The organism is Devosia sp. MDV22-iso42, assembly GCF_058629155.1.
Map to the genome: position 1 here is coordinate 188,381 of NZ_JBZVWR010000009.1, position 17,009 is coordinate 205,389.

Genomic DNA, 17,009 nt, shown 5'->3' on the forward strand with positions numbered 1-17,009 from the left:
CGGCCCTCTGTGCACAAGCTGTGCATAAGTGTTTCACGTGAATCGGCCTCAACGCAGGCTGCCATAGCCGCCCAGCACGCCCTTGGGAGAGAGCACCACCTGCCAGAGGCTGATCTGGCGCGCCCGGAACGAGGCGGCAAAGACGTTGAGATAATAGCGCCACATCCGGTAGAAGCGCTGGTCGTAGCGGCTGGCCAGTTGCGGCCAGGCGGCCTCGAAACGCGCCAGCCAGGCCATCAGCGTAGTGTCGTAGTCGGCGCCGAAATTGTGCCAGTCCTCCATCATGAACAGCCCCTCTATGGCGCGGCCGATCTGCGCGACCGAGGGCAGCATGCCATTGGGGAAGATGTATTTCTCGCTCCAGGGGTCGCCATGGGTGGTGCTGGCATGGCCGCCGATCGTGTGCAGCAGCATCAGCCCGTCCGGCACCAGCAGGTTGGCTGCCTTCTCGAAATAGGCCCGGTAATTCTTGTAGCCGACATGCTCGAACATGCCGATCGAGATGATGCGGTCGAAGCTGCCGTCGAGCGCCTGGTAGTCGAGCAGCCGCGTTTCCACCGGCAGATGTGCCATGCGCGCATTGGCCAGCGCCGCCTGTTCCTTGGAGACGGTGACGCCGACGCCGGAGACGCCATAGCGCTCGGCGGCAAATTGCAGGAAGCCGCCCCAGCCCGAGCCGATATCGAGAATGCGCATGCCCGGCGCCAGCCCGATCTTGCGGCAGATCAGGTCGAGCTTGGCCTCCTGCGCGGCGTCCAGGTCGCTGGCGTGCTTCCAGTAGCCGCACGAATAGATCATGCGCCTGTCCAGCATGGCGGCGTAGAGGTCATTGCCGATGTCATAGTGTTTCTCGGCCACCTCGGTGACGCGCCGCCGCTGCAGGTTGAGCAGCTTGCCCCGCGCCAGGCTCCACATCACCGCCAGATCCTTGGGAAAGGCCTTCTGCACATCGGCCCGGATCAGCCGGAAGAGGCACTGGTCGAGCGCTGCGGCATCCCACCAGCCATCCATATAGGCCTCGCCCAGTCCCAGCGTGCCGTCGCGCAGCACCCTGCCCCACAGGGCCTCATTATGGATCTGCGGATCGGCGGGATCGGGGCCGTTGGGCACGAGCCCCGTCCGCTCGAGCTGGCTGATGACAAAACGCTTGGCAGATTCTGACATGGCAACGGCAATGAATGGTTGAACCGCTCGGCAATTCGACGCAATGACTGGCAGACAGCAATGGCCCAAGCCTAACGCCGGACAACGCGCGCAATCAAGCCCCCGCGCAGACCGCGTTGACGCCGCCGCCCGGCTTGCCGGCTGATATACGAAGGATGCTATGCGGCGCTCTGGCGAACTGGTGCAGTGGAACAACAAGGGTGGCTTCGGCTTCGTGCGCGATGCTGCCGGCAACGACTTCTATGTCCATATTTCCAAGCTGGCCGAGGGCCAGTCGCGCCCGCGCATCGGCGACCTGCTGTCCTATGACATTGCCACCGGCCGCAATGGCCGCCCGGCGGCGATCAATGTGGCGGTGGCCACCGCCGCGCCGCTGACCGAGCGCAGCATGGCCGACATCAAGCGGCCGTCCGGTGCGGTGTCGCGCTACAAGGTGGGCCTGCGCACCGCCGCCGCCACCATGATGACGTTGCTGATCCTGCTGGCCATCGGCACCCACCGGGTGCCGGTCTGGCTGGGCGGCACCTATGCCCTGATGGGCGCCGCCTCGGCGCTACTCTATCGCTTCGACAAGCTTTACGCGCTCAACGGGCGGTGGCGCGTCAGCGAGCTCAACCTGCATGTCGTCGATTTCTGCTTCGGCATTATCGGCGGCCTGGCGGCCCAGGAAGTCTATCGCCACAAGACGGTCAAGCCGCGCTTTGTCGCCACCACCTGGGCCATCGCCCTGGTCCATGTCATCGGCCTGGCGGCGCTGGCCCTGGGCTGGGTCAGCGTCGCCCTGCCCTAGGCGCCTAGTGGAACTGCGCCGTTTCGGTGCTTTCGCTCATGGCCGTGGTCGCACTCTTGCCCTCGCTGACGGCCATCGCGACGGCGTCGAAATAGCTGGTGCCCACCTCGCGCTGGTGCCGCACGGCGGAAAAGCCGTGCTTTTCGGCGGCAAACTCCGCCTGTTGCAGCCGGCTGTAGCCGGCCATGCCCTCTTCCTTGTAGGCCCGGGCCAGCTCGAATGTGGTCAGGCTCAGATTATGGAAGCCCGCCAGCGTGATGAACTGGTACTTGTAGCCCATAGCCGCGATCTCGCGCTGGAACGACGCCATCGCCGCCTCGTCCATATGCTTGGCCCAGTTGAAGCTGGGCGAGCAGTTATAGGCCAGCATCTGCTCGGGATGCACCTTGCGCACCGCCTCGGCGAACTTGCGCGCTTCGGCCAGGTCCGGTTTTGAGGTCTCGCACCAGATCAGGTCGGCATAGGGCGCATAGGCAATGCCCCGGGCAATGGCCGCATCGATGCCGCCCTTGAGCTTGTAAAAACCCTCCGGCGTGCGCTCGTCGGTGACGAAGGGCGCGTCATAGGGGTCGATATCGGAGGTGATCAGCCGGGCTGCCTCGGCATCGGTGCGCGCCATGATCAGCGTCGGCACGCCCATGACGTCCGCCGCCAGCCGCGCCGCATTGAGCGTGCGGATGAACTGGCTGGTCGGCACCAGCACCTTGCCGCCCAGATGGCCGCATTTCTTCTCGCTGGCCAGCTGGTCCTCGAAATGCACCGCCGCGGCCCCCGCCTCGATCATCGCCTTCATCAGCTCGAAGGCATTGAGCGCGCCGCCAAAGCCGGCTTCGGCATCGGCAATGATCGGCACGAAGAAGTCGAGATCGGTGGTGGCCACGCCCTCGGCCTGTTCCATGGTCTGGATCTGGTCGGCGCGCTGCAGCGCCTTGTTGATGCGCTTGACCACGCTGGGCACGCTGTCGACCGGATAAAGGCTCTGGTCGGGATACATATTGCCCGAACTATTGGCATCGGCCGCCACCTGCCAGCCGGAAAGGTAGATGGCCTTGAGCCCCGCCTTGACCTGCTGCACCGCCTGGTTGCCGGTAAACGTCCCCAGTGTCGGCACGAAATCCTCGCTTCTGAGCAGTTCCCAGAGTCGCTGCGCCCCGTTCTCGGCCAGCGTGTGCCGGATCGGCAGCGAGCCGGCCAGCCGGGTCACGTCCGCCGGACCATAGCTCCGTTCGATCAGGCGCCAGCGATCGGGCGCATAATCGGGGGTGGGGAAGGCATGGGGCAGTATTGGCTTGTCGAGCATGTCGGTTCTCCTCGGTTTGGACATGGCTCCGCCGGTCCGGTGGGCCGGCGGTGTTGCTGATTCACGTGGAACAAGGGGTTAGGCGGGCCCGTCCTGAGCCTGTCGCAGACGAGGCCGTGTTACGCCCTCCTGGTTCGCCAGGCTCACCATCAGGGCTGTTGAAAGCTGGCTTCTAGCCGGCCACCCGCCGGCTGAAGGTGGCGGCGATCAGCCCTTCGCCGGAAAACAGCGTGCTGCTGCCCTCGGCGCCGACCAGCGAAAACTGGTGCCGGCCGATCTTGCCGGCAATGGCATAGCCCTGCGCGGCCAGGTCCCGCGCCTTGAACTGGGCCATGGCCGCACTGGCCGTGGGGGCGATGATGGTCAGATATTCTTCGCGTTCACTGCTGGCTGGGCTCATCCTAAAGTCTCCTCACGCTGTTGCTGTAAATATTTGACAAGCGGCGGTGATATGCAAGAAATAAGCGCCACGGGCCCAGTAAAGCTGTAAATCGCCGCACAAGATGGCAGGCAGATTTGTAAAGCCTGTAAAGAGTGGCGAGGAGGCCAGCATGAACCAAAGCCCGGACAGCCAGATTGGCGGCGCCATCAAGCGGCTGCGCCGCGCCCGACACCTGGCCCAGGCCGACCTGGCGGCGGGGCTGGGCATTTCGGCCAGCTATCTCAACCTGATCGAGCACAATCGCCGCAAGGTCACCGTGCCGCTGCTATTTGCCATTGCCGGCTATTTCGGCGTCGAGCCGGGCGAGCTGGTCGACAGCGACGAGGGCAGGTTGCTGGGCGACCTAATGGAGGCCTTCGGCGATGACCTCTTTGCAGATAGCGACGTGACCAATCTCGACATCCGCGACCTCGTCCAGGCCAATCCGGCCGCCGCCCGCGCCATGCTGCGGCTCTATGACCGCTACCGCCTGGTGGCGCGCACCGGCCCGGCGCCAACGGTGGCGGGTGCCGCCGAACCCTTTCATCTCGCCACCGACGCCATTTCCGATTTCCTGCAGGAGCATGCCAACCACTTCCCGGCGCTCGAGGCCGCCGCCGAGCGCATCCGCGCCGATATCGATCGTGCCGCCGACAATCTCGAGCTCGGGCTGCGCAGCTATCTGCTCAATGTCTTTGGCATCGAGCAGCGCCTGGCCTCGCTCCCCCATGGCATTGCCCGCCAGTTCGACCCGCAGCGCAACCATCTGCTGATCTCCGACATCCTGCCCGCCGAATCGGGCCTGTTCCTGACCGCCCACCATCTGGGCCAGCTGGCCGCCAGTACCGAGATCGATTCCATCATCGCCGCTGCCGAGCTGCCCGAGGGCGACGCGCCGGCGCTGGCGCGCAATGTGCTGGCCGCCTATTTCGCCGCGGCTTTGCTGATGCCCTATGCCCCCTTCCTGCGCGCCTGCCGCGACTATCGCTATGATATCGAACGCATCGGCCGCCGGTTCGGCGCCAGCTTCGAGCAGGTCTGCCACCGCATGACCACGCTGCAGCGCCCCGGCGCCGCCGGCATTCCCCTGCACCTGGTGCGCACCGACATTGCCGGCAATATTTCCAAGCGCTTCTCGCTGTCGGGCATCCACATCCCGCGCCATTCCGGCGCCTGCCCGCGCTGGAACATCTACTCGGCCTTCCTGGCGCCCGAGCGCATCAACCTGCAATTGAGCCAGATGCCCGATGGCCAGCGCTATTTCTGCATCGCCCGTACCATCGTCAAAGGCGACCACCGCTACAACGCGCCGCGCCGCTACATGTCGATCGGCCTGGGCTGCGCCATCCAGCACGCCAGGGAAATGATCTATGCCGACGGCATGGACCTGGCCGGCGACAGTCAGCTGGTGCCTATCGGCGTGGGCTGCCGCATCTGCCCGCGCCTGCAATGTGGCCAGCGCGCCCACCCCCCCGCCGATCACCGTTTCGAACTCGATGCCAATATCCGGCCGGAAAGCCTCTATGGCCGCATGGCCTAGACGTTGACAGTTCGGTAAAAGACGAGCTATCTGGTGGATATTTCGGCTCTATACGAACTATGGAGATTGCTATGGCGCAGGCGCCGCAAAAACCCCATGTCATCAACGGTTTCGGCCATTTCGACATTGCTGGCCCCGAGCTTAAACCGCTGCAGCGCTTCTATACCGCGCTGTTTGGCTGGGACATCACGCCCCGCGGGCCGGGCTATGCCATGGTGGCCACACCGGCAGGCGGCCCCGATGGCGCCCTTGTCGAAACCCCGACCGCATCGCTGACCTTCGGCGTGGTTGTGGCCGACCTGCCGGCAGCCCTGGCTCTTGCCGAGCGCCAGGGCGGGCAGGTCGTGCTGCCCGCGACCGACAATGGCTGGGTGAAAAAGGCCCGCATCGCCGATCCCGCCGGCAATGTCCTGACCCTGATTCAGGCGTGACCGATATCGATCTCGATGCCGTGTTGCGGGCGCTGTCGCATCCCGATCGCCGGCTGTTCCTGCGCGCCTGCCGCGACCGGCCGCGCGCCGCCGGGGAACTGGCCGACCTGTCCAGCCTGGCGGTAGCCACCATATCCGAGCATTTGCGGGTGCTGCGCACGGCCGGCCTGCTGCGGCTCGACAAGCAGGGACGAAACTGGTTCTACCGCACCGATCCGGCCGTGCTCAAGGCGGCCCGGCGCGCCCTCAAGGGTATCCTCGCCGATTGATCGCGGCGCTGGTCGAGGCCTAGCGCCCCTGCCCGCCATTGCCGGGGCCTTCATGCTGCCAGCTATCGCGCCATTCGCGCTCCAGCACGGCGCGGCGCTTGCCATAGCGCTCCTCGGTCACCGTCAGCGCGACGATGCGGTCGGTGCGGAAATTGCGGAAGGCCTCGCGCAGGCAGCACCAGGCGGCAATGGTCTGCTTGCCCTCGTAATAGGCCAGCTGCACCGGCCAGATGACCCGCTCGCTGGGGGTGCCGGCCTCGTCCTGATAGGATATCTGCAGTGCCTTTTCCGTGCGCATGGCCTGGCGCACCTGACCCAGGATCGGCATCGGGCGTCGTGAATTTGCGCTCCATACCGCCACCGGCCACAGGCCGGTATCATTGATGCGGTCGCGCAGATCCTCGGGCGAAGCGGTGGCGATCTTGGCCAGGGCGTTTCGTGCCGCCGCCCCCAGCCCGTCATCGGGCTGCGCCCCCACCCAGCGCGCGCCCAGCACCAGGGCCTCGAGCTCTTCGGGGGTAAACATCAGCGGCGGCAGAAAAAAGCCGGGTTTCAGCATATAGCCGACCCCCGCCTCGCCATCGATCGGCGCGCCCAGACCGATAAGCGTCTGCACGTCGCGATAGAGCGTGCGCACCGACACGCCCTGCTCTTCGGCAAGGCTGGCCGCGGTGACCGGCCGGCGATGGCGCCGCAGCGCGTCCATGACGGCAAACAGGCGCTCGGTCTTGTCCATGTTTCGTTCTCCCGCCCGAACTGGATGCCAGATTCTGTGCGTGGGGCCAACACCCCCACCCTCCCCTGCCGCTTTGTGGCGAGGGAGCCAGGGTAGGGTCCAAGCCCCCACAGCTGGCTAAGAAATCTGCCCATGGAACGCCCGGATGTCATGGGCCATGGCCTCTGGCACTTCAAGCGCCGGGAAGTGGCCGCCTTGATCGAGTGCCGTCCAGCGCACGATATTGCGCAGATGCCGTTCGCCCCAGGCGCGCGGCGCCGGATTATCGGCGGGCGGCAGCAGCACGGCATGCGGCACGTCGTGTTCGAGCGCTTTCTGGGTCAGTTCGCTATCGGCAAAAGCTTCCTTGTAGAGCCGCACCGAACTGCCAATGGTCTGGGTGAACCAGTAGACTGAAAGAATCGTCGCCAGGTCTTCGAACTCGAAGGCATTGGCAATGTCCCCGCCATCATCGCTCCAGCTGCGATATTTCTCGAGGATCCAGGCGGCCAGCCCGGCCGGGGAATCATTGAGCCCCACGGCAAGCGTTGCCGGCTTGGTGCCCTGGATCATGGCATAAGCGCTCTCGGCAAAGGTCCAATAATCGACCTTGCCGAAATAGGCCTGTTCTTCGGCTGTCGGCTCGTCCGGGCGCGGAAAGCCCGAATAGACGTTGACATAATGCGCCCCGATCAGCCGCTGCGGAAAGTCGCGCACCAGCGCCATTTCGGTGCCGCCGCCCATATCCGAACCGGATATGAGGAATCTTTCATAGCCCAGTCGCGTCATCAGCTCGGCCCAGAGCGGCGCCACGGCGCTGAGATTCATGCCGGGCCGGGTCGGCTGGCCTGAAAAGCCAAAGCCGGGCAGCGAGGGAATGACGACATCGAAGGCCATGCCATCCACCGGCTCGGTCAGCAGCGGCACCAGCGGCAGCAGCTCGACGAAATTGGACGGCCAGCCATTGGTGAGCAGGATCGGCACATTGGTCTGGCCGCGGCCGCGTATCTGCACGAAATGCACCGTCTCGCCATCGATCTCCTCGAGGAAATGCGGAAAACTGTTGAGCCGAGCCTCGGCAGCGCGCCAATCGTACTCATTGCCCCAATAGGCGACGAAGCGGCGCAGGAAGTCGTCCTCGATGCCATAATTCCAGCCGACGCCTTCCAGGACCTGCGGGAAACGCGTTGCCGCAAGGCGGGCTTTCAGGTCGGCAATCTCGGCGTCGGGGATGGCGATGGTGAAGGGCTTGGGCATGGTGTCTCTCCGGTTTGTTGGAGAGACGATGCCCCATGGCCCTGACAGGCGGTGGCAGCAAGCCTGCTGACAGGATCTGGCAGCATGCTCTTCCCCCTCCCTGATGGACAAAAGCCCGCCCGCAGCACGCGTGGACCATGCCGCTCCCCCAAGGGGAGGGAAACAACCGCTGCCTAGCCGATCTCGATCTCGCACCAGTGGCTATAGGGCCGCTCGGGCGAATAGATCACATGGGGGAAGTGCGGATTATGCACCGCATCGGCAAGGGCCTGGTCTTCGAGGCAGAAGCCGGCATGCTTCTTGTAGCTCCTACCGCCCAGGCCCGGCACCGGGATATCGGTCCAGACGCCGTTATAGACCTGCACGCCCGGCCGGTCGCTCCATAGCTTGAGCGTCAGTGCCTGGTCGGGCCCGACCACGGTGGCGATCGGATCGGCCAGCTTGCGACCGGTATCGAGCACCAGGCCCATGTCGTAGTCCACCGGCTGTCCGGCGCCGTCGCGCATGCTGCGCGGCTTGCGCAGGTCATAGATGGTGCCGCGCGAGGGCAGAATGGCGCCGGTCGGCGCCAGGTCGGCGCCCAGTTCGGTATAAGCGCTCGAATTGACCGCGATACTATGGTCGAGCACGGTGTCGGTGGTGCCCAGGTTGAAATACTGGTGCTGCACCAGGCTGATCGGCGTCGCCATGTCGGTGGTGGCGTAAAGCTCGAGCCGCAGCACATTGCCCTTGAGGCTATAGGTCGCCGAGAAATTCACATTGCCCGGATAGCCCATGGCGCCGTCGGGCGAAAAATGCGTGAAACGCACCGCATTATTAGCCTCGTCGGCCTGCCCCTTCCACACCTGCCGCCCCAGGCCCTCGCTGCCGCCATGCAGCTGCAGGTCTCCCGCATTGGCCGGTAGGCGATAGGTCATGCCGTTGAGGTCAAAGGCCGCGCCCTTGATGCGGTTGGCGACGCGCCCGGCCAGTGCGCCGAAATGCGGGCTGTGCTCGACATAGGCGTCGAGGCTGTCAAAACCCAGCACCACCGTGCGTTCGCCGCCCGCTACCGGCACGCGCCAGTCCCGCACCGCCACGCCATAGCCGATCACGTCGACGCTGACCCCGGTGTCGCTGACCAGGGAAAACTGGTCTACCCGCTTGTCGTCCTGCATGCCGAAAGTTGATACCGCAATGGCCATGGTCTGCTCCCCCATCAATTGGCGCAATGCTGTAGCCTGCTTTTCTGTCCCGCTGCAACGTTGCCCTTGACCTTTTGTCGAGCCCTGCCAAAGCTCGCGCCAGACAACCCAGGGAGTTCGCGTGAACGAAATCGGTCTGCAACGCCGCGCCACCGTGCATGATGTGGCCCGCGCCGCCGGCGTCTCGCTGGCCACGGTCGATCGCGTGCTCAACGGTCGTCCCGGCGTGCGCCCGGCCACGGCGGAAAAGGTGGAGGCCGCGATTGCCGAGATCGGCTTCCAGCGCGACCTGGGCGCCTCGCTGCTGGCCCGGGCCCGCGACCTGCGCATCACCTTTGTCATTCCCGATGGCTCCAATGAATTCATGGCCAGCCTCGCCGATGCGGTGGCGCGCCGGGCCGGTCCGGCCCTTACAGAGCGCATGCATGTCCAGACCAGGCGCATCCGCGCACTTGATGGCCGTGCCCTGGCGCAGAGCCTTGACGGCCTTGATCCGCGCGACTGCGACTGCGCCATCATCGTTGCCAGCCAGGAGCCGGTCGTGGTCGCCGCGGTTGACGCCGCCAGCCGGCGCGGCGTCGTCGTCATGACCCTGGTATCGGACCTGCCCGGCACGCTGCGCCGCCATTTCATCGGCATCGACAATATCGCCGCCGGCCGCACCGCGGCGGCGCTGCTGGGGCGCTTCCTGCCCCAGGGGGGCACCATTGCCGTCATTGCCGGCTCGCTGCATCTGCGCGATCACGCCGATCGCCTGGCCGGCTTTGCCGCCGCATTGGGCGAGGCATTTCCCGCCATCACCCTGATCGGCCCCATCGAGGGCCATGACGAACGGCGTGAAACCGAGGCCCTGGTCGGCGACCTGCTGGCCCGTCGCCCCGATCTCGGCGGCCTCTACAATCTGGGGGCCGGCAATGGCGGCCTCGTCACGGCGGTGGAGGCCTCCGGCCGTGCCGGGCGCCTGCGCGTCATCGCCCATGAACTGACCGAGCCGACCCGGCGCGGCCTGCAATCGGGCGCCATCGACGTGGTGCTGGACCAGAATCCCGACGGTGAAATTCGCGCCGCGCTGGCGGCCGCCCGGGCCCTGGCTTTGGGCAGTCATGGCAGCGTCACGGCCGACCCTATTGAAATCGGTATTTTCCTGCGCGACAATCTGCGCTAGTAACAGCGCCAATCAACCAGACTGGCGGGCCCGAAAACGGGCCGGGAGGACCTTCACATGCAGTTGTTGCCCTTGTCTGAGGTACGTGCCTCATGACCTATCTCGGCATTGATATCGGCACCTCCGGGGTCAAGGCGCTGCTCATCGACGAGCATGGCCGCGCCTTGGGCGAAGCCACCGCCGCCGCGGTCGAGCCCGTCCGTCCGCATCCCGGCTGGTCCGAGCAGAACCCTGCCGACTGGTGGACCGCAACGCTGGCCGCCGTGGACAAGCTGTCCAAATCCCATCCGACCGAGCTGGCGGCCGTGCGCGGCATCGGCCTTTCCGGTCACATGCATGGCGCCACCCTGCTCGACAGAAACGACGATGTCCTGCGCCCCTGCATCCTGTGGAATGACGGCCGCTCGGCCGCCGAGTGCCGGGAAATGGAGGCCGCGCTGCCATCCCTGCGGGCTCTGGCCGGCAATATCGCCATGCCGGGCTTTACCGCCCCCAAGATCGCCTGGGTGCGCAAGCACGAGCCCGAGATCTTTGCCCGGATCGCCAAGGTCCTGCTGCCCAAGGCCTATATCCGCCTGCTGCTGACCGGCGAGCATGTCGAGGACATGAGTGACGCCGCCGGCACGCTCTGGCTCGATGTCGGCAAGCGCGACTGGTCCGACGAGCTGCTGGCCGTCACCGGCCTCAACCGCAGCCACATGCCGCGCCTGGTCGAGGGTTCCGATCCATCGGGCACGCTCAAGCGCGACTTCGCCCAGCGCTGGGGCATGGATGCCAGCGTCGTGGTCGCCGGGGGCGCCGGGGATAATGCCGCGGCCGCCTGTGGCATCGGCGCCATCCGGCCCGGCGAGGGCTTTGTCTCGCTGGGTACGTCCGGCGTGCTCTTCGTTTCCAACGACAAGTTCCGCCCCAATACCGAGGGCGCCGTGCACGCCTTCTGCCACGCCGTGCCGGAGACCTGGCATCAGATGGGGGTAATCCTGTCGGCCACCGATTCGCTGAACTGGCTGAGCAAGATCACCGGCGAGCAACAGGCCGCGCTGTCGGGCGCCGCCGAGGCCCAATTCACCGGCCCGGGCGAGGAAATCTTCCTGCCCTATCTATCGGGTGAGCGCACGCCGCATAACAATGCCGCCGCTCGCGGCAGCTTTGTCGGGCTCAGCCACCTCTCCGATCCGGCGCGCCTGGCCCAGGCGGTGATGGAGGGCGTGACCTTTGCCTTCCGCGACAGCCAGCGCGTGCTGGCCGATGCCGGCACGAAAATCGATCGGCTGCTGGCGGTGGGTGGCGGCTCCAAGTCGGCGCTATGGCTGAAAATGATCGCCACCAATCTGGACATGGAAATCGCTTTGCCCGAGGACGGCGATTTCGGTGGCGCGCTCGGTGCGGCCCGCCTGGGCCTTTGCGCAGCCGAGGGCGCCGAGCCCGCCAGCGTCATGACCATGCCGACAATCAAGACCGTCATCAGCCCGGATAAAAACCTGTCGGCAGCCTATGCCGATCAATATGCGCGCTACCGTGCACTCTACCCCGCCATCGAGGAGGCAATTTCGTGAGTGATTTTTTCAAGGGCATTTCGCCGGTCAAGTTCGAGGGCGCCAATAGCGTCAATCCGCTGGCTTATCGCCACTACAACAAGGACGAAATGGTCGCCGGCAAGACCATGGAGGAGCATATCCGCCCCGCCATCGCCTACTGGCATACCTTTGCCTATGAGGGCGGCGATCCGTTTGGCGGCCGCACCTTCGATCGCCCCTGGTATGATACCGGCATGGATGGCGCCAAGCTCAAGGCCGAGGTCGCTTTCGAGTTCTTCGACCTGCTCGATTCGCCCTTCTTCTGCTTTCACGATGCCGATATCGCCCCTGAAGGCGCGACGATCGCCGAGAGCAACCGCAATGTGCGCGTGATCGGCGACATCTTTGCCAAGAAGATGCAGTCCAGCCGCACCAAGCTGCTCTGGGGCACCGCCAACCTCTTCTCCAACCGCCGCTACATGGCCGGCGCCGCCACCAATCCCGATCCTGAGGTCTTCGCCTATGGCGCCGCCCAGGTGAAGAACGTGCTCGAGCTCACCCATGAACTGGGCGGCGAGAACTATGTGCTCTGGGGCGGTCGCGAGGGCTACGAGACCCTGCTCAACACCAAGATCGGCCACGAGCAGGACCAGATGGCCCGCTTCATTCACCTCGTGGTCGAGCATGCCGAAAAGATCGGCTTTACCGGCCAGATCCTGATCGAGCCCAAGCCGCAGGAACCCAGCAAGCACCAGTATGACTTCGACGTCGCCACGGTCTATGGCTTCCTCAAGAAGTACGATCTCGATACCAAGGTGAAGTGCAATATCGAGGTCGGTCACGCCTTCCTCGCCAACCACTCCTTCGAGCACGAGCTGGCTCTGGCCGCCTCTTTGGGCATGCTGGGCTCCGTCGACGCCAACCGCAACGACATCCAGTCCGGCTGGGATACCGACCAGTTCCCCAACAGCGTTCCCGAGACCACGCTGGCCTTCTACCAGATCCTCAAGAATGGCGGTCTGGGCAAGGGGGGCTTCAACTTCGACGCCCGCGTCCGTCGCCAGTCGCTCGATCCGGCCGACCTGCTGCATGGCCACATCGGCGGCCTCGACGTGCTGGCCCGCTCGCTCAAGGCGGCACAGGCCATCATCGACGACGGCAGCTATGACAAGATCGTCGACGCGCGCTATGCCGGCTGGAGCCAGGGTCTGGGCAAGGATATTCTGGGCGGCAAGCTCAGCCTCGCCGATCTGGCCGCCAAGGTGGAAGCCGAGAACATCAACCCGCAGCCCAAATCGGGTCAGCAGGAATATCTCGAAAACCTGATCAACCGCTTCGTCTGATGCTCAACCCGACCCGGGGCGCCCTGCGCTCCGGGTTTCTATTGCAGCAGCGCCGCCGGCGGAATGCTGACGACAAAGGCAGTCCCCTTGTCCAGCCGCTCTACCGAAAGGGTAGCGCCGATATGGTCGATCTCCCGCAACAGCATGCGCATGCCAAAACCGCTGACCCGGCGGGGGTCGAAATCGGGGCTGACGCCGCGCCCGTCATCGCGCACCGACAGCCTGATGCCACCGCTGTCGCGTCGCGCCGTCACCGCGATAATGCCGCCATCCTCACTGTCATAGGCATGCTTTTGCGCATTGGTCACCAGTTCAGAAACGATCAGCGCGATGGGCGTCACCAGCGCCTCGCCAATCTCGATCCGGTCCGACGAGGCCGCCACATGCGCCCGGCTGATATGGTCGAGCTTGGCGCAGATCGAGCCGATGATCTCGCTGACCTCAAGTTTGGTATCGAGTTCGACATGCTCAATGATGCGCTGGATTTCCACGATGGCGCCGATGCGGCTCAGCGCCCCGATCAGGGCATTGCGCGCGGTATCGTCCTTCAGGCTCGACAGCTGCATGCGCAGCATGGCCTGGATCAGGGCCAGCGAATTGCGCACGCGATGGGTCATTTCGCGCGCCATGTGATGGGTCTGCTCGGCCTGGTCGCGCAACGCCTCGGTCTTGGCGTCGAGAGCCACGCGCAGATCGTTCTGCCGCTGCACGCGATCGGTCACATCCACCTGCGTGGCAATGTAGTAGAGCAGTTCGCCGCGGTCATCGAGCATCGGCGCGATGTGCAGCTCGTTCCAGAACGCGGTGCCATCCTTGCGATAGTTGAGAATTTCCAGGCTCGTGGTGGCGCGATCCTGCAGCGCCGCACGAATGGCGGCGCGGTCCTCCGGGCGCGTGTCCTGCCCCTGCAGGAACCGACAGTTGCGCCCCAGCACGTCATCCTCGTCATACCCCGTCAGGCGCAGGAATGCCTCATTGACGAAGACCAGCGGCTCGTCCGGCTCAAACGGATCGGAGATGGCGATCGGCACCGCGCTCGATTCCACCGCATGCACAAAAGGCTGCAGCCGCATCTTGGATTTGACGTTCTTCCAGTAGCTCAGCTCACGAATATGATGATCCAAATTCCGTTCTCATTTCTGCCGCCGGCGTACCACAGCCGGTCTTTGAATTGCCGTTCCTGACCGGGCCAGTCCAGTCAGCCAAGGCAATTTCCACCCCACAACCCTCAACAATGCGTGAGGGACCCCATCAGTCGCACCGAGGAGCAAAAATGCCCCAGCTTACCAATCCCATCCTGCCCGGCTTCAATCCGGATCCGTCCATTCTGCGGGTCGGCGACGACTATTATATCGCCACCTCGACCTTCGAGTGGTTCCCCGGCGTGCAGATCCATCACAGCAAGGACCTCGCCAACTGGGCGCTGGTAACCCGTCCGCTGACCCGCAAGGCCCAGCTCGACATGCGCGGCGATCCCGACAGCTGCGGCGTCTGGGCGCCTTGCCTCACCCATGACGGCGAGAAATTCTGGCTGGTCTATACCGACGTCAAACGCAAGGACGGCTCGTTCAAGGACGCGCACAACTACATCATCTGGGCCGACCGGATCGAAGGCCCATGGAGCGACCCGGTCTATACCAATAGCTCGGGCTTTGACCCCAGCCTGTTCCACGATGATGACGGCAAGAAGTGGTTCGTCAACATGATCTGGGACCACCGAGTCCGCCCGCTGCTGTTTGCCGGCATTGCCCTGCAGCAGTTCGATCCTGAAGCCGGCAAGCTGGTTGGGCCGGTCAAGAATATCTATCAGGGCACCGATCTCAAGCTCGTCGAAGGTCCCCATCTCTACAAGCGCAACGGCTGGTATTACCTGCTGACCGCCGAGGGCGGCACGGCCTATGACCATGCCTGCACCTTTGCCCGCTCGCGCAATATCGATGGGCCCTACGAGACCCATCCCGACAAGCATATCCTGACCTCCAAGGACGCGCCCTTTGCTGCTCTGCAACGCGCCGGTCATGGCGATATCGTCGAGACGCCGGACGGCAAGACCTTCCTCGTCCATCTTACCGGCCGCCCCACTACCCAGGAGCGCCGCTGCGTGCTGGGCCGGGAAACCGCGATCCAGGAGGCCTATTGGGGCGAGGACGACTGGCTCTATGTCAAGAACGGCCCGGTACCGTCGCTGCATGTCGAGGTGCCCGGCACCCGCGACGAGGAAAAGTACTGGGCCGAACAGCGCTACAGCTTCGAAGCGGGACTGCCGCTCGACTTCCAGTGGCTGCGTACCCCCGAATCCGAGCGGATATTCTCCCTTCAAGACAACAAACTACGTTTGTTTGGCCGCGAGTCCATCGGCTCCTGGTTCGAACAGGCGCTGGTTGCCCGCCGGCAGACGCATTTTTCCTATGATGCCGAGACGGTGGTGGAGTTCACTGCCACCGACGAGCGCACCATGGCCGGGCTCACCGCCTATTACAGCCGCTACAATTTCTTCTACCTGGCGGTAACGGCCCATTCGGATGGCCAGCGTGAACTGCTGATTCTGGCCTCCGAAATGAGCTGGCCCGACGGCAGGCTGAATTTCCCCGCCGCGCCGGTACAAATTCCCAATGGCGGCAAAGTCAGGCTGGCTTTGACTGTGCGTGGCCGCGACCTGCAGTTCTTCTATGCCTTGGAGGGTGAGGAACTGCAGCCCATCGGCCCGGTGCTCGATGCCAGCCTGCTCTCGGACGAATGCGGTGGCCACCAGGCCCATGGCAGCTTTACCGGCGCCTTTGTCGGTGTCGCGGCGCAGGATCTCAACGGCACGGCCAGCCCGGCCGACTTCGACTATTTCACCTACCGACCGGTGCATCACCACAGCGATCGCTACGAAGTCTGAGCTAGATCACGTTTTCCTGAACCAGGGGCGACAAGCCCCCGGTTCAGGCCTAGTCTTGCCACTCGCAGACCGCGTTCGCTTTCGCGCCGCCCTGTATGCCTCCCGGCCGAACCGACGAGCGCCCTCGCAGCGAGAGGGAGAATAGTCATGGCCCATTTTCACGTCATTACCGGCACCGGCGACAAGCTCGACCTGCCCATCATCCGCAGTATCACCATCGCTGACCTGGGTGATGTGCTGCGTCGCGGCGCCGCCGACTTCTGGGAGCGACCGAGCCACTATGCGATGCTGGCCGTCATCTATCCCATCATCGGCATCGTGCTGACCGTGTGGATGAACGGCTATCACACCTGGCCGCTGCTCTATCCGCTGATCGGCGGCTTTGCCCTGATTGGCCCCTTCGCCGCCATCGGCCTGTATGAAATCTCCCGTCGGCGCGAAGAGGGGCTGGACACGTCCTGGCGCCATGCCTTCGGGGTGCTGAAGTCGCCCGCCATCGGCGCCATCATTGCCGTGGCGGCCATGCTGCTGGTGGTCTTCACGCTCTGGCTCACCGCGGCCCAGGCGCTCTATGAAAGCCTCTTCGGCGCCGCCACCCCGCAGACCCTGGGCGGCCTGCTCAACCAGATCCTGACCGAGCCGGGCGGCGTCACCCTGATGATTGCCGGCACCCTGATGGGCGCCGTCTTCGCGCTGGTGACGCTGTGCACCACTGTCATCGCCTTTCCGCTGCTGCTCGACCGCGATGTCGGGGCCTTTGTCGCGGTCGAGACCTCGTTTCGCGCCGTGCTGAAAAACCCGCTGCCGCTGCTGGCCTGGGGCTTTGTGGTTGGGGCTGGCCTGATGCTGGGCGCGGCGCTGCTGTTTGTCGGTCTGGCCATCATCATCCCGATTTTCGGCCACGCCACCTGGCACCTCTATCGCAAGCTGGTTGAACCGGCCTCGGCCATTCGCGGTCTCTGATCGGACGGGCAAAGCCGGTTTCCCCCGGTTGGAATTTGTTGCCAAAGCCCATATGGTCTCGGCTTC

The 17,009-nt window shown here is 64.7% G+C and carries 16 protein-coding genes; 9 read left to right on the plus strand and 7 right to left on the minus strand.

Translation table 11 applies throughout. The features are described from left to right. Positions 1-48 precede the first annotated feature (48 nt). On the minus strand, positions 49-1,164 hold the full coding sequence (gene cfa, locus AC4NN3_RS10925; protein WP_491927126.1) for a cyclopropane fatty acyl phospholipid synthase: 1,116 nt from the start codon (positions 1,162-1,164) through the stop codon (positions 49-51). 160 nt (positions 1,165-1,324) lie between these two features. Between cfa and AC4NN3_RS10930 the strand changes: the two genes are divergently transcribed. After that, positions 1,325-1,954, plus strand: a complete 630-nt coding sequence (locus tag AC4NN3_RS10930) for a DUF1294 domain-containing protein (protein WP_491927127.1) — start codon at positions 1,325-1,327, stop codon at positions 1,952-1,954. A gap of 4 nt (positions 1,955-1,958) precedes the next feature. Here AC4NN3_RS10930 and aceA read toward each other — a convergent pair whose 3' ends face one another. After that, positions 1,959-3,254 (minus strand): isocitrate lyase, encoded by a 1,296-nt coding sequence (gene aceA / locus AC4NN3_RS10935; RefSeq protein ID WP_491927128.1) that lies wholly within the window; start codon positions 3,252-3,254, stop codon positions 1,959-1,961. Positions 3,255-3,426: 172 nt separating this feature from the next. Further along, positions 3,427-3,654 carry a hypothetical protein gene (locus AC4NN3_RS10940; protein WP_491927129.1) on the minus strand — a complete coding sequence of 76 codons (228 nt, stop codon included), beginning with the start codon at positions 3,652-3,654 and terminating at the stop codon, positions 3,427-3,429. A gap of 151 nt (positions 3,655-3,805) precedes the next feature. Between AC4NN3_RS10940 and AC4NN3_RS10945 the strand changes: the two genes are divergently transcribed. The 3 genes from AC4NN3_RS10945 (at position 3,806) to AC4NN3_RS10955 (ending at position 5,915) form a co-directional block, all read left to right on the plus strand. Continuing rightward, a complete protein-coding gene (locus tag AC4NN3_RS10945) occupies positions 3,806-5,215 on the plus strand; it encodes a helix-turn-helix domain-containing protein (RefSeq protein WP_491927130.1) in 1,410 nt (469 codons plus the stop codon). A gap of 71 nt (positions 5,216-5,286) precedes the next feature. Next, complete coding sequence (locus AC4NN3_RS10950; RefSeq protein WP_491927131.1) at positions 5,287-5,646, plus strand: VOC family protein; 360 nt, start codon at positions 5,287-5,289, stop codon at positions 5,644-5,646. Then, positions 5,643-5,915: an ArsR/SmtB family transcription factor gene (locus AC4NN3_RS10955; protein ID WP_491927132.1), complete on the plus strand. Its 273-nt coding sequence runs from the start codon at positions 5,643-5,645 to the stop codon at positions 5,913-5,915. Before AC4NN3_RS10950 ends, AC4NN3_RS10955 begins: the two co-directional genes overlap by 4 nt. Before the next feature lie 19 nt (positions 5,916-5,934). Here the strand turns inward: AC4NN3_RS10955 and AC4NN3_RS10960 are convergent, their stop codons facing one another. The 3 genes from AC4NN3_RS10960 to AC4NN3_RS10970 form a co-directional block, all read right to left on the minus strand. Then, positions 5,935-6,651, minus strand: a complete 717-nt coding sequence (locus AC4NN3_RS10960) for a helix-turn-helix transcriptional regulator (RefSeq protein ID WP_491927133.1) — start codon at positions 6,649-6,651, stop codon at positions 5,935-5,937. A gap of 117 nt (positions 6,652-6,768) precedes the next feature. Next, entirely contained in the window at positions 6,769-7,887 is a 1,119-nt protein-coding gene (locus tag AC4NN3_RS10965; RefSeq protein WP_491927134.1) for an epoxide hydrolase family protein, read from the minus strand. 173 nt (positions 7,888-8,060) lie between these two features. Next, a complete protein-coding gene (locus AC4NN3_RS10970; RefSeq protein ID WP_491927135.1) occupies positions 8,061-9,071 on the minus strand; it encodes an aldose epimerase family protein in 1,011 nt (336 codons plus the stop codon). A 121-nt stretch (positions 9,072-9,192) separates the two neighbouring features. Between AC4NN3_RS10970 and AC4NN3_RS10975 the strand changes: the two genes are divergently transcribed. The 3 genes from AC4NN3_RS10975 (at position 9,193) to xylA (ending at position 13,096) form a co-directional block, all read left to right on the plus strand. Then, positions 9,193-10,236 (plus strand): LacI family DNA-binding transcriptional regulator, encoded by a 1,044-nt coding sequence (locus tag AC4NN3_RS10975; RefSeq protein WP_491927136.1) that lies wholly within the window; start codon positions 9,193-9,195, stop codon positions 10,234-10,236. Positions 10,237-10,328: 92 nt separating this feature from the next. Continuing rightward, positions 10,329-11,792, plus strand: a complete 1,464-nt coding sequence (gene xylB / locus AC4NN3_RS10980) for a xylulokinase (RefSeq protein WP_491927137.1) — start codon at positions 10,329-10,331, stop codon at positions 11,790-11,792. Further along, entirely contained in the window at positions 11,789-13,096 is a 1,308-nt protein-coding gene (gene xylA, locus AC4NN3_RS10985) for a xylose isomerase (RefSeq protein ID WP_491927138.1), read from the plus strand. Before xylB ends, xylA begins: the two co-directional genes overlap by 4 nt. Positions 13,097-13,134: 38 nt before the next feature. Here xylA and AC4NN3_RS10990 read toward each other — a convergent pair whose 3' ends face one another. Then, on the minus strand, positions 13,135-14,220 hold the full coding sequence (locus AC4NN3_RS10990; protein WP_491927139.1) for a PAS domain-containing protein: 1,086 nt from the start codon (positions 14,218-14,220) through the stop codon (positions 13,135-13,137). 149 nt (positions 14,221-14,369) lie between these two features. On the opposite strand from AC4NN3_RS10990, the gene AC4NN3_RS10995 reads away from it, so the two are divergent. Continuing rightward, positions 14,370-15,980, plus strand: coding sequence for a glycoside hydrolase family 43 protein (locus AC4NN3_RS10995; RefSeq protein WP_491927140.1), 1,611 nt, complete (start codon positions 14,370-14,372; stop codon positions 15,978-15,980). Positions 15,981-16,127: 147 nt separating this feature from the next. Continuing rightward, positions 16,128-16,943, plus strand: a complete 816-nt coding sequence (locus AC4NN3_RS11000; protein ID WP_491927141.1) for a DUF2189 domain-containing protein — start codon at positions 16,128-16,130, stop codon at positions 16,941-16,943. Positions 16,944-17,009: the final 66 nt, after the last annotated feature.

Excerpts from the sequence above, each read along its gene's own strand:
- cfa (WP_491927126.1), bottom strand. The coding sequence starts at position 1,164 with ATGTCAGAATCTGCCAAGCGTTTTGTCATCAGCCAGCTCGAGCGGACG.
- AC4NN3_RS10930 (WP_491927127.1), top strand. The coding sequence starts at position 1,325 with ATGCGGCGCTCTGGCGAACTGGTGCAGTGGAACAACAAGGGTGGCTTC.
- aceA (WP_491927128.1), bottom strand. The coding sequence starts at position 3,254 with ATGCTCGACAAGCCAATACTGCCCCATGCCTTCCCCACCCCCGATTAT.
- AC4NN3_RS10940 (WP_491927129.1), bottom strand. The coding sequence starts at position 3,654 with ATGAGCCCAGCCAGCAGTGAACGCGAAGAATATCTGACCATCATCGCC.
- AC4NN3_RS10945 (WP_491927130.1), top strand. The coding sequence starts at position 3,806 with ATGAACCAAAGCCCGGACAGCCAGATTGGCGGCGCCATCAAGCGGCTG.
- AC4NN3_RS10950 (WP_491927131.1), top strand. The coding sequence starts at position 5,287 with ATGGCGCAGGCGCCGCAAAAACCCCATGTCATCAACGGTTTCGGCCAT.
- AC4NN3_RS10960 (WP_491927133.1), bottom strand. The coding sequence starts at position 6,651 with ATGGACAAGACCGAGCGCCTGTTTGCCGTCATGGACGCGCTGCGGCGC.
- AC4NN3_RS10965 (WP_491927134.1), bottom strand. The coding sequence starts at position 7,887 with ATGCCCAAGCCCTTCACCATCGCCATCCCCGACGCCGAGATTGCCGAC.
- AC4NN3_RS10970 (WP_491927135.1), bottom strand. The coding sequence starts at position 9,071 with ATGGCCATTGCGGTATCAACTTTCGGCATGCAGGACGACAAGCGGGTA.
- xylB (WP_491927137.1), top strand. The coding sequence starts at position 10,329 with ATGACCTATCTCGGCATTGATATCGGCACCTCCGGGGTCAAGGCGCTG.
- AC4NN3_RS10995 (WP_491927140.1), top strand. The coding sequence starts at position 14,370 with ATGCCCCAGCTTACCAATCCCATCCTGCCCGGCTTCAATCCGGATCCG.
- AC4NN3_RS11000 (WP_491927141.1), top strand. The coding sequence starts at position 16,128 with ATGGCCCATTTTCACGTCATTACCGGCACCGGCGACAAGCTCGACCTG.